At 66.7% G+C, this 12,673-nt stretch carries 8 protein-coding genes; all 8 read right to left on the reverse strand.

The window, feature by feature from the left end; all coding sequences use genetic code 11:
- Positions 1–33: 33 nt before the first annotated feature.
- Positions 34–423 (reverse strand): RidA family protein, encoded by a 390-nt coding sequence (locus tag GJ695_RS23735; protein WP_154369255.1) that lies wholly within the window; start codon positions 421–423, stop codon positions 34–36.
- A complete protein-coding gene (locus tag GJ695_RS23740; RefSeq protein WP_154369175.1) occupies positions 423–1,583 on the reverse strand; it encodes an acyl-CoA dehydrogenase family protein in 1,161 nt (386 codons plus the stop codon). Before GJ695_RS23740 ends, GJ695_RS23735 begins: the two co-directional genes overlap by 1 nt.
- Positions 1,583–2,437 (reverse strand): enoyl-CoA hydratase family protein, encoded by an 855-nt coding sequence (locus GJ695_RS23745; RefSeq protein WP_154369176.1) that lies wholly within the window; start codon positions 2,435–2,437, stop codon positions 1,583–1,585. The genes GJ695_RS23740 and GJ695_RS23745 overlap by 1 nt, the downstream gene beginning before the upstream one ends.
- Positions 2,434–2,916 (reverse strand): MarR family winged helix-turn-helix transcriptional regulator, encoded by a 483-nt coding sequence (locus GJ695_RS23750; protein ID WP_154369177.1) that lies wholly within the window; start codon positions 2,914–2,916, stop codon positions 2,434–2,436. The genes GJ695_RS23745 and GJ695_RS23750 overlap by 4 nt, the downstream gene beginning before the upstream one ends.
- Positions 2,906–5,242, reverse strand: coding sequence for a bifunctional salicylyl-CoA 5-hydroxylase/oxidoreductase (locus GJ695_RS23755; RefSeq protein ID WP_154369179.1), 2,337 nt, complete (start codon positions 5,240–5,242; stop codon positions 2,906–2,908). Before GJ695_RS23755 ends, GJ695_RS23750 begins: the two co-directional genes overlap by 11 nt.
- A gap of 1 nt (position 5,243) precedes the next feature.
- Positions 5,244–6,848 carry an AMP-binding protein gene (locus tag GJ695_RS23760; protein ID WP_154369181.1) on the reverse strand — a complete coding sequence of 535 codons (1,605 nt, stop codon included), beginning with the start codon at positions 6,846–6,848 and terminating at the stop codon, positions 5,244–5,246.
- 91 nt (positions 6,849–6,939) lie between these two features.
- Positions 6,940–7,653, reverse strand: a complete 714-nt coding sequence (locus GJ695_RS23765) for a response regulator (protein WP_154369183.1) — start codon at positions 7,651–7,653, stop codon at positions 6,940–6,942.
- Positions 7,654–7,732: 79 nt separating this feature from the next.
- Positions 7,733–12,673 (reverse strand): two-component regulator propeller domain-containing protein, encoded by a 4,941-nt coding sequence (locus GJ695_RS23770; protein ID WP_154369185.1) that lies wholly within the window; start codon positions 12,671–12,673, stop codon positions 7,733–7,735.

A 12,673-nucleotide genomic window follows, 5' to 3' on the forward strand; every position in this document is an offset into this window, starting at 1 on the left:
ATATATGACAATGTGCGAGGTACACATTTTGTATCAGGATATGACGGCCGTGACCTCGATCTCCACCTTGGCGCGCGGCTCCACCAGCGCCGCCACCTGCACCGCCGTCATGGCCGGATAGTGGGCGCCGATGATCGCGCGGTAGGCCACGCCGATGTCCTTGTAGGCGGCCTGGTATTCGTCCTTGTCCACCACGTACCAGGTCATGCGCGCGATGTGTTCCGGCCCGGCTCCGGCCTCCTTCAGCACGGCGACGATGTTGAGCAGCGCCTGCCGCACCTGGCCGGCGAAATCGTCGGTGTGGAACACGCCGTCGCCGTCCCAGCCGATCATGCCGCTGACAAACACCAGGCGGCCGCTGGCGGCCACGCCGTTCGAATAGCCGCGCGGGCGCGCCCAGCCTGGCGGTTGCAAGATCTCCATCATGTCTCCTTCAGCAGTTCGCGTGCGATGATCAGTTGCTGCACTTCGGTCGCGCCTTCGTAGATGCGCAGCGCGCGGATTTCGCGGTACAGCGTCTCGACCACCTGGCCGCTGACCACGCCCAGGCCGCCGAACATCTGCAGCGCGGCGTCGATTACCTGCTGCGCCGTTTCGGTGGCGTGCAGCTTGGCCATCGCCGCCTCCTTGGTGACCTTGCGCCCTTGGTCGCGTTGCCAGGCGGCGCGATAAGTCAGCAGCGCCGAAGTGTCGATGCCGGTCGCCATGTCGGCCAGCCTGGCCTGCGTCAGCTGGAAGTCGGCCAGCACCTGGCCGAACATCTGGCGCTGCGTGGCGCGCTGCATCGCCTCCTCCAGCGCGCGCCGCGCGAAGCCCAGCGCCGCCGCCGCCACCGAGGTACGGAACACATCCAGCGTCGCCATCGCCACCTTGAAGCCCTGCCCCGCCTCGCCCAGCCGCTTGCCGGCCGGGACGCGGCAATCGGTGAATTGCAGGCGCGCCAGCGGATGCGGCGCGATGACCTGGATACGCTCGGTGATCACCAGGCCCGGCGCATCGGCATCGACGATGAAGGCGCTGATGCCGCGCGCGCCGGGCTGCTCGCCGGTGCGCGCAAACACCACGTAGAAGTCGGCGATGCCGCCGTTGGAAATCCAGGTCTTCTCGCCATTGAGCACGTAATCGTCGCCGTCGCGCACCGCCGCGCACTGCATGGCGGCGACGTCGGAACCGGCCTGCGGCTCGGACAGCGCGAACGCCGCTATCGCCTCGCCGCGCGCCACGCGCGGCAGGTACGCGGCGCGGTTGTCATCGCTGCCGAACAGGCTGATGGCGCCGGAACCCAGTCCCTGCATGGCGAACGCAAAGTCGGCCAGGCCGTTGTGGCGCGCCAGCGTTTCGCGGATCAGGCAGATGGCGCGCGTGTCGATGCTGTCGCCGGCGCCGCCGTATGCGGTGCCGCCGATGGCGTGGCGCAGCCAGCCGCCCTCGCCGAGCTGGCGCACCAGCTGGCGGCAGGCCGCGTCCACATCCTGTGCATGGCCATGCGCGATGTGCTGCGCGACCCATGCGTCCAGCGCCTGTTCCAGCGCGGCGTGTCGCGGTTCAAAGAATGGCCAGGCCAGATAATCCTTGTCGCTCATCAGTCGCCCTCGAATTGTGGTTTTTGCTTGGCCACGAAGGCGTGATACGCGCGATGGAAATCGTTGGTGGCCATGCAGATGGCCTGCGCCTGCGCTTCCGCCTCGATGGCTTGGTCCACGCCCATATTCCATTCCTGTTGCAGCATTTTCTTGGTCATGCCGTGCGCGAAGGTCGGGCCGTCGGCCAGTCCCTGCGCGAAGCCGCGCGCGGCGGCCAGCAAGGCCTCCGGTTCCTGCACGCTGTTGAAGAAGCCCCAGCGCTCGGCCTCCGCGCCGGACATCGAACGTCCGGTGTACAGCAGCTCCGCCGCGCGTCCCTGTCCGATCACGCGCGGCAGCAGCGCGCAGGCGCCCATGTCGGCGCCGGCCAGGCCAACGCGCGTGAACAGGAACGCGGTCTTGCTGCGCGCCGTGCCGAGGCGGATGTCGGACGCCAGCGCGAGAATGGCGCCGGCGCCGGCGCACACGCCGTCCACCGCCGCGATGATCGGTTGCGGACAGTGGCGCATGGCTTTCACCAGGTCGCCCGTCATGCGCGTGAAGGCCAGCATGCCGGGCATATCCAGCCTGGTCAGCGGGCCGATGATGTCGTGCACGTCGCCGCCGGAGCAGAAGTTTTCGCCCGCGCCGGTGAGCACCACGGCTTTCACATCGTCCGCATACGCCAGCGCGCGAAACAGGTCGCGCAGCTCGGCGTAGGATTCGAACGTCAGCGGATTTTTGCGCTCGGGACGGTCCAGCGTCAGCGTGGCGACGCCATCGCTCACTTCGAACAGGAAGTGGCTGGCCTGGTAGCCCGCCAGCGACGTGCGGTTGCCGGGCAGCTGTTGCGGTTCGCCGGGTAGGTATCTCATGGAGCGGTCCTCAGTTTCTGCTTCATGTCGGACAGCAGTTCCAGCAGCTGCGCCTTGTCGGCGCCGGGAATATCCTGCAGCATTTCGGTCAGCCAGCCTTCGTGCACCGCCGCCATGGTGGCGAAGGCCTTGCGGCCCGCCGGCGTGAGCTTGACGCTGTAGGCGCGGCCGTCCTTGGGATCCGGCACGCGCACCACCAGCTTTTCCAGCTCCAGCTGGTCGGTGATGCCGGTGACGTTGCCGCCCGTGACCATCATGCGCTTGGACAGCTCGCCCATGCGCAAGCCTTGCGGGTAGCGCTCCAACTGCGCCATCAGATCGAAGCGCGGCAGCGTGATGCCGAAGGTGGCGCGCAGGCGGCTGCGGATTTCGTTCTCGATCTTGACGGTGCACGACAGCATCCGCAGCCACAGCTTGAGCGACTGGTGGTGGTCGTTCGTCAGCCGGCTGGCGAGATCCAGTTGTTCTTCATCTTCCATAATTTCTTTCCATTTGTTGTTTGCCCGCCAGGTACTGCTTTGGCCACGCGATGGTTTTGTAGCCGATACGCGCCGCTTCCGTCAGCGTCCACGCCGGATTGGCCAGGTGTGGACGCCCCACCGCGCACAGGTCCGCGCGGCCGGCGGCGATGATGCTGTTGGCGTGGTCCGCTTCGTAGATCGATCCCACGGCGATGGCGCCGATGCCGGCTTCGTTGCGGACGCGGTCCGCAAACGGTGTCTGGAACATGCGGCCATACACCGGTTTTTCCTTTTTGCTGACCTGCCCCGACGAGCAGTCGATCATGTCCGCGCCGGCGGCCTTGAACAGGCGCGCGATCCGCACCGCGTCATCCGGCGTGATGCCGCCTTCCACCCAGTCGTGCGCGGAGATGCGCACGCTCATCGGCTTGTGCGCCGGCCATGCCGCGCGCATTGCCGCGAACACGCGCAGCGGATAGCGGCAACGGTTTTCAAGACTGCCGCCATAGTCGTCGTCGCGCTGGTTGGTCAGCGGCGAGATGAAGGACGACAGCAGGTAGCCGTGCGCGCAATGCAGTTCCAGCCAGTCGAAGCCTGCTGCGTCGGCGGCCAGCGTGGCGCGCACAAAGTCGGCCTGGATGCGGTCCATGTCGTCCGCCGTCGCTTCGCGCGCGGTTTGCGAGACGCCATGCAGGTACTGCTGCGGCGATGCGGAGACCAGCGGCCAGTTGTCCTTCTCCAGCGGCCGGTCGATGCCGTCCCACATGGCGCGCGTGGAGCCTTTGGCGCCGGCATGGCCCAGTTGCACGGCAATCGCCGCATCCGTGTTCTGATGGACGAAGTCGACGATGCGCTTCCAGGCCTGCGTGTGCTCCGGAGCGTACATGCCGGGACAGAACGGCGTGATGCGCGCATCGGCGGAGACGCAGGTCATTTCGGCGAACACCAGCGCGGCGCCGCCCAGCGCGCGCGCGCCGAGATGCGCAAGGTGGTAGTCGCCGACCACGCCGTCCACCGCACTGTACTGCGCCATCGGCGACACCAGGATGCGGTTTTTCAGCGTCAGGCCGCGCACCTGGTATGGCGTGAACATGGGCGGCACCGTCGGCGGCGAGGCGCCGGCGGCAGCGGCTGGTTTGGCGCCCGCTGCGACGGCCGCGGGCGACGGCTGTCCGGTCTGTGCGGCGGCGCGCTGCGCGAACCAGCTCTCGTAGTCAGACACATAGGCCGGGTCGCGCAGGCGCAGGTTTTCGTGCGACAGGCGCTGGCTGCGCGTCAGCATCGAGTAGGCAAACTGCGGCACTTCCATCGCCGTGTAGCGTTCGACGTTTTCGAACCACTCCATCGAATTGCGGGCGGCGTTTTGCAGCTTGAGTACTTCCACCGCGCGCGCCGACTTGTAGGCTTCCAGCGCGGCGACCAGCTCCGGCTGCGCGGCAAAGCAGCGCGCCAGTTCGATGGCGTCTTCCAGCGCCAGCTTGGTGCCGGAACCGATGGAGTAATGCGCGGTGTGCGCGGCATCGCCCATCAGCACCACCGGCACCGCGCCGTTCCAGTGCACCCAGCGTCCACAGACGATGCGCGGAAACTTGATCCACATGGCCGAGCCGCGCAAGTGCGAGGCGTTCGACATCAGCTTGTGGCCGTCCAGCTGGTCGGCAAACAGGCGCTCGCAGAAGGCGATGGACTCTTCCTGGCTCATCTCCTCCAGCCCCGCCGCGCGCCACACCTCCTCGGGCGTTTCGACGATGAAGGTGGAGGTGTCGGCATCATACTGGTAGATGTGCGCCTGGAACCAGCCGAACTCCGTCTGCTTGAACGCGAAGGTGAAGGCGTCAAACTTCTTGCGTGTGCCCAGCCACACAAAGCGGCAATGACGCTGCTCGATCTGCGGCTGATAGCTGTCCGCATAACGTGTGCGAATCCGGCTGTTCAAGCCATCGGAGGCGATGACCAGGTCGGCCTCGTACTGCCGTTCGTCCGTCACGTCGGTTTCGAACACCAGCGACACGCCCAACTCCTCGCAACGATGCTGCAGGATGTTCAGCAGGTGCTTGCGGCCGATGCCGCAGAAGCCATGACCGCCGGACGTCACCTTCTCGCCCTTGAAGAAGACATCGATATCGTTCCAGTGGTTGAACGACGCCTCGATGGCTTGCGCGGTCTGCGGGTCGGCTTCGGCCAGGTTGCCCAGCGTCTGGTCGGAAAACACCACGCCCCAGCCGAAGGTGTCGTAGGGACGGTTGCGCTCCACCACCGTGATCTGGTGCGCGGGATTCTGCTTCTTCATCAGCAGTGCGAAGTACAAGCCTGCGGGACCGCCGCCTATGCATACAATCTTCATGTCATTCATCGCGCAGTTTGAAGCGTTGCAGCTTGCCGGTTTCGGTGCGCGGCAAGGCCTTGAGGAATTTGATCGAACGCGGATATTTGTACGGCGCGATCTGCTCCTTCACAAACTCCTGCAACTGCGCCGTCAGCGCCGGCGACTCGGCAAAGCCGGCGCGCAGCACCACGTGCGCTTCGACGATCTGCCCGCGCTCCTCGTCCGCCCTGCCGATCACGCCGCATTCGGCCACGGCGGGATGGCGCAGCAGCACGTCCTCCACTTCCGGCCCGGCGATGTTGTAGCCGGCCGAGATGATCATGTCGTCGGTGCGCGAGCGGTAGTAGAAGTAGCCGTCCGCATCCATCTCGTAGGCGTCGCCGGTCAGGTTCCAGCCGTTGAGCACATAGTCCTGCTGTCGCTCGTCGGCCAGGTAGCGGCAACCGGTCGGGCCTTTCACGGCCAGCCGCCCGATCACGCCCGCGCCGACCGGATTGCCCTGATGATCGAGGATGCAGGCCTGGTAGCCCGGCACCGGCTTGCCGGTCGCGCCGGGCCGCACCTTGTCGCCGGCGGCGGAGATGAAGATGTGCAGCAGCTCCGTTGCACCGATGCCGTCGATCATGGTCAGGCCGGTCGCCTGGCGCCAGCTTTCGCGCGTGGCCAGCGGCAGCGCTTCGCCGGCCGACACGCTTTTCGTCAGGCTGGAGAGGTCGAACCGGTCCGCCAGCACCGCCATCTGGCGATAAAACGTGGGTGCGGTAAAACACACCGTGGCGCGCTGCGTCTCTATCGCTTTCAGCAGAGTTTCCGGCGTCAGCTTTTCCAGCAGCACGGCCGTGGCGCCCACGCGCAGGGGAAACAGCAGCAGTCCGCCCAGGCCGAAGGTGAACGCCAGCGGCGGCGTGCCGATGAAGATGTCGCTGCGCTGCGATTGCAGCACCGAGCGCGGGAAGCAATCGCAGATCACCATCACGTCGCGATGGAAATGCATGGTGCCCTTGGGGACGCCGGTGGTGCCGGAGGTGAAGCTGATCAGGCACACGTCGTCGGCCGATGTGTCGACCGCGTCGAAGTGCGCGGATTGATCCGCCATCTGCGCCTGCAGCGCATCGAACGTCAGGCTGTTGGCGCGGGCGGCGGCGGGCAGTTCGGCCGCCGCCAGTTCGGCGCACAGGCTGTCCGCGCACAGCACCGCGTTCACCTGCGCCTTGTTGGCGATGGCGCCCAGTTCGCGCGCGCGCAGCAGCGGCATGGTCGGCACGGCGATCAGGCCGGCCTTGAACACCGCCAGGATGCAGGCCGCCATCAGCGGGCTGTTGGCGCCGCGCAGCAGCACGCGATTGCCGGTCTCCAGCCGCATGGGGCCGCGCAGCACGTTGGCGATGCGGTCGACCTGCTGCCGCAACTGGGCGTAGGTCCATTCTTCCTGCGCGCCGCGGATGGCGATGCGTTCGGGATGGGCGCGCGCGCCGTCATCCAGCAGCAGCGCCGCGCAGTTGAGGCGCGGCGGATACTGAAGTTCGGGGAGGTCGAAGCGCAATTCCGGCCACCATTCCGCCGGCGGCAGATGGTCGCGCGCGAAATGATCGGTGTAGGCGCTGGCTGCGAGGGCTTGGTTCATGATCGTCCTGAAGTCGGAAGTCGATAGGTATCCACTGCATCGCAGATACTTTAAGCCTAAACTATTCCGACATCAAGTGGTATACATGGTATCAGCCGCCGTCCTGGCGGACCAGGCCCGCCTGGTGGATCACGGCGCGCACCACATCCGCCAGCACGGCCTGCACTTCCTCGTTCGACAGGCGGTCCGCTGCGAAGCTCTTCAGCGCCGCCGCCGCGCCGTGCAGGCCCAGCGTGACGCAGCCGGCGTGCAGGCGCTCGATGCGCACCCGCGCATCCTGCTGATCGCCCTTGGCCAGCACCGCTTCCAGATCGGTGGCGGCGGCCGTCAGCTGGTTCTGGAAACCGCTGAGGTAGACCAGCAGCCGCTCGGCGTTGATGCCCAGGCGGCGCAAGGTATCGGCCGGCGCTTCGGCCAGATGTTCGTAGCCGCTGGCCGCCTGGTCGAGGAAACCCACCAGGTGCACGCGCACCTGCTCCGCCTGGAACGGCTTGACGATATAGCCGGCGGCGCCGGCCTTGGTGGCTTCCTGCACGGTGTCCTTGTCGTTGGCCGAGGTGACCAGCACGAACGGCATGCTGTTCAACTCCGCATGCGCTTTCACCCGCTGCAGCAGTTCGATGCCCGACAGGCGCGGCATGCGCAGGTCGCAGAAGCAGATGGCCGGCCGCAGACCATCCTCCAACTGCTGCCAGGCGTCGGCGCCGTCCTCCGCTTCGACGATGTCGAAACTGCCGCAACTGTCGATCAGGTGCATCAACACCATTCGTGAGACGACATCATCGTCCACTACCAGAACTTTCATGTGGCTCCCTATGTCGTGTAGTAACGATATTACATCAAACACCGATTCTTGCAACGTCCAGGACAGAGAAAGATACACCTTACAGCGTGCTAGTTGCGCGTGCCCTTTCCAGCAGGCGGCGCAGCAGCGGCATGGCCGATTCCACCTGCGCCCAGTTGCCGTGATCCGCCTCCAGTTCGAGGTCGCCGCACAGCGCCTGCAGCTCCTGTTCCTCCAGGTAGCCGGCGCTGCCCTTCATGCCGTGCAGCAGGCGACTGGCGGTCTCGCTGTCGCGCTCCACCAGGGCCTGTTCCAGGTCCGCCAGCCGCAGCGGCGCGTCCTGATGGAAGGCGCTGCGCAGCCGCGCTTTCAGGTCGCTGGCGCCGCCGCTGTGCTGCGTCAGGCGCGAGGTCTCCAGCGCGGCCGGCGCCACGCCGAACATCGAATCGAGTTCCGGCGTGCCGGCGGCCGGATTGCGGCGCGGCTGCATGCGCGGCAACTGGAAGCCGCGCTGCAACTGACGCTCAATCGCGCGGCTTAACTGAAAGTGCAATTTATCCTCGTCGATCGGCTTGGTGAGGAAATCGTCCATGCCGGAGGCCAGGTAGCGGCTGCGGTCTTCCTCGCTGGCGTTGGCGGTCAGCGCGATGATCATCAGTTCCTGGTCGCGCACCGGCGCGAATTCCGGGCCGCCGGAACGGATCAGCCGCGTGGCGCTGGCGCCGTCCATTTCCGGCATGCGGCCGTCCATCAGTATCAGGTCGTAGCGCGTCAGCGAGCAGGCCTTGACCGCCAGCGCGCCGTTGGCCGCGATGTCCACCTTGTGGCCCAGGTCTTCCAGCATCATGCGGATGATGATCTGGTTGGTCGGGAAGTCTTCCGCGCACAGCACCTTCAACTGATGGCTGTGCGGCTCGCGCGGCACCTGCGGCACCAGCGGCGGCGCCACGCCGTTCGGCAGCGGCAGTTCGAACAGGAAGGTGCTGCCCTCGCCCGGCGTGCTGACGGCGTTGATGCTGCCACCCATCAGCTCCACCAGCTGGCGGCAGATCGCCAGTCCCAGACCGGTGCCGCCGTAGCGCCGCGTGGTCGAGGCGTCGGCCTGTTCGAACTGCTGGAACAGGCGCGGGATCGCATCGGCTTCGATGCCGATGCCGGTGTCGGAAACGCTGAAGCGGATGCGATTGTCGCCGCCATCATCGTTCGCGTCATCCGGCACGCGTTCGACGCGCATCGTCACCATCCCCTCGCGGGTGAACTTGAAGGCGTTGCCGACCAGGTTGACCAGCACCTGCCGCAAGCGGGTCGGATCGCCCACCACGAACTGCGGCAGGCCGTCGTCGAACTCCATGCGGAAGCCGACGCTGTGCGCGGCCGCCTGTTCTTCAAAGAGGCTGACCACATTCTCCACCGCCGACGACAGCGAGAAATCGATGTTCTCGATGGTCAGCTTGCCCGCTTCGATCTTGGAGAAGTCCAGCAGGTCGTTGATGATGGACAGCAGCGACTGCGCATTGGCCTGGCCACGCAGGATCTGCTCGCGCGTGCCCTCCGCCAGGCTGGCGTCGCGCAGCGCGAAGCCCAGCATGCCGATCACGCCGGCCAGCGGCGTGCGCATCTCGTGGCTCATATTGGCCAGGAATTCGGACTTCTGGCGCGTGGCGTCTTCCGCCTTCTTCTTGGCGTAGCGCAGGCGCTCCTCGTTGTCCTGCAAGGCGCGGTTGGCCAGCGCCAGCTCCTCGGTATGCAGCCGCACCTGGCGTTCCTGCGCCATCAGCTGGTCGCGCGTGTGGCGCAGTGTTTGCAGCGTTTCTTCCAGCTGCTGGTAGGCGCGCGCGTTTTCCAGGCCGGCGGCGGCGTGGGACGCCAGCGTTTGCAGCATGTCCATGTGGATGCGCTGGTAGCTGTTGCGCTCCGTGCTCTGCACGCTGAGCAGGCCGACCACCTTGTCGCCGACGATCAGCGGCGCGTACATCATCGAGTTCGCCGCCTCCGAACTCACGCCATCCTCGCGCACGCACGGCGCCAGCGACGCCAGGCCGGATTCGTCCATGTAGTCGCGGTACTCTTTCTGGAAGTCGTTGATGAAGATCGGCTTGCGCTGGGTCAGGCACCACACGGCCAGCTGGTTCGGCTGGTCGAGCCGGCGCTGATACGGCAAGGTGCGCACGCCGCCCTCGATGGCGAACGGGAAGTCGATCACGCCCAGTTCCTCGCGCACGAAACCGATGCCGAAGATCTGCGCGTTCATCAGGTGATTGACGTGGCGGTACAGCGTCTGCATGGTGGTTTCCATGTCCAGCGAGGCGCTCATCTCGCGTCCCAGCTCGCTCAGCACGGAGATATTGCGGTGCGCCTGCTCCACTTCCTCCTTCTGCCGCTCGGTGTCGATGCGGCGCTGCTCGGCCTCGGCGCGCTGCGCCTCCGCTTCCAGCCGCCGGCGTTCCAGTTCGTGCTTCTGATGTTGCAGCTGCTGGTTCTTGTGCTCCACTTCGGCCGTGCGCGATCCCACCAGGTGTTCCAGCCGCAGTTGCTGATGGCGCAGGCTGCGCACGCGCGCGTGATAGACGGCGTAGGCCGCGCCCAGCGCCGCCAGCAACACCAGCGTGCGGAACCACCAGGTCTTCCAGAACGGCGGCCGGATGGTGATCTCCAGCGTGGCGGCGTTGTCGTTCCAGATGCCGTCCTTGTTGGCCGCCTTCACGCGGAACAGGTACTTGCCCGGGTCCAGATTGGTGTAGGTGGCGAAGCGCTTGGTGGCGTCGGTGACCACCCAGTCCTCGTCAAAGCCTTGCAGCTGGTAGGCGAAGCGGTTGCGCTGCGGCGCCGCGTAGTGCAGCGCGGCGAACTCCAGCGAGAACACGGAATCCTCCTCCAGCAGCGTCAGTGCGCTGGTGTGCTCGATGGCGGTCTTCAGCACGTCCGGATGCTCGCCCTGCCCCGGTTTGAGCGACTTGTTAAAGATCTGGAAATCGGTGATGGCCACCGTCGGCGCCACGCTGTTTTCGCGCACCTCGCCCGGCGCGAACGCGGTGATGCCGTTGAAACCGCCGAAGTACAGCGTGCCGTCCGGCGTGCGCAGCGCCGCGCCGTCGAAGTAGGCGCCTTCGATGGTGCCATCGGCGCCGCTGTAGTTGCGCACCAGGCCCGTTTCGACATTCAGGCGCGACAGCCCGCTGTTGGTGCTCAACCAGAGATTACCCGCGTCGTCCGGCAGGATCGAGGCGATGGCGTCGTCGGCGATGCCGTCCTTGCGCACGTAGCGGCGGAACCTGACGCCGCCGTCCGCCGCCACCTCCATCCGGTTCAGGCCCGCCGCGGTGCCGACCCAGATGGTGCCGCGCGCGTCCTGGTACAGGTAGTGCACTTCGTCGTGACTGAGGCTGTACGGATCGGCGGGGTCGCGGCGGAAGTGGCGGAACTTGCCGGTCTTGCGGTCCAGCAGATCGAGGCCGTTGAAGGTGCCGACCCACAGCTGGCCGCTGCGGTCCTCCAGGATCGGCCGCACCACGTTGTCGGACAGGCTGGCGATGTCGGACGGGTCGTGGCGGAAGGTGCGCACTTCCATGGTCTGCGGGTCGAGCCGGTGCAGGCCGCCGCGCGAGGCGATCCACAGGATGCCGCTGTGATCCTGCACGATGTTGCGGATGGTGTCGCTGGCCGGATCGCCGCGCACGAAGGACAGCGCGCGGATCGCGCCGGTGGCCAGGTTCAGGTGATTGACCCCGGCCGGGCCGCCCAGCCACAGGTTGCCGTTCTTCTCGCGCCACAGCGAGGTGACCTGGTCGTCGCTGATGCTGTTGGCGTGTTTCGGATCGTGGCGCCACACCTTGCTTTCGCCGGTCACAGGATCGTACAGATTCAGGCCGCCGCTGCTGCCCAGCCACAGCTTGCCGTGGCCGTCGGGCAGGATGGCGCGTATCTTGTTGTCCGACAGCGGGTTGGGCTGCTCCGACTGGCGCACGATGCGGGCGAAGCCGCCGCTGCCCATGTCGACCCGGCTGACGCCATCGTTCCAGGTGCCGACCCAGAAGGTGCCGACGCGGTCGCGGAACAGCGCCGAGATCTGGTTGTCCGCCACGCTGTGCGTGTCGCCGACCTGGTGGCGGTACTGCACCAGCCGCTCTTCCGACGGCAGCCAGCGGAACAGGCCATCGGCCAGCGAGCCGGCCCACAGATTGCCCTCGCCGTCCTCATACAGCGCGGTGATGCTGACGCCCGGCTGCAATCCCTCGCGCGCACCGAGGCGGCGGCGCTGCGGCTCCTTGCCCAGCAGGCGCCATTGCTCCAGGCCTCCCTGGGTGCCGACCCACAGCGTCTGCGCGCTGTCCACCTGCAGCGCGACCACCGAATTGAATTTGCTGTCGCCGCCGGCGTCGATGGCGTAGTGCTCGAACTTGGCGCCGCCCGGCGGCAGCATGTCCAGGCCCGACGCGGTGCCGACCCACAGGCGGCCGGCCGCGTCGCGCGCCAGCGCCGCCACGTGGTCGTTGGACAGGCTGCCGGCATCGGCCGGATCGTGGTGCCAGGTGGTGAAGCGCTTGCTGGCCGGGTCGAAGTGATGCAGGCCGTCGGCGCTGGCGATCCACAGGCCGCCCAGGCCATCGTCGGCGATCGCGCGCACGTGGCGGTTGCCGTTGCCGCGCTGCGCCGATTCGCGCGGCAGGAAGTGGGTGAAGGTCTTGCTGGCCGAGTCGTAGCGATCCAGGCCGCCGTCGGTGCCGATCCACAGCTGGCCGGAGCGGTCCAGGTGCAGCACCCGCACCCAGTTGTCCACCAGGCTATTCGGGTCGGACACCGCGCTCTTGTAGGTGATGGTGCGGTAGCCGTCGAAGCGCGTCAGGCCGGCCTGGGTGCCGAGCCAGATGAAGCCCTGGCGGTCCTGGGCGATGGCCAGCACGGTTTCCTGCGCCAGGCCATGCTCCACGCTGAGCTGTTCAAAACGCAGGGTGCGCGGCGGCGCGCCGGCCCATGCCGTGGTTTCCCACAGCAGCAGGGCCGGCAACAGCAGCCAATGGCAGAAGCGTTTAAAACAGCGCAT

The organism is Duganella alba, from assembly GCF_009674495.1.
Taxonomy (GTDB): Bacteria; Pseudomonadota; Gammaproteobacteria; order Burkholderiales; family Burkholderiaceae_D; genus Rugamonas; species Rugamonas alba.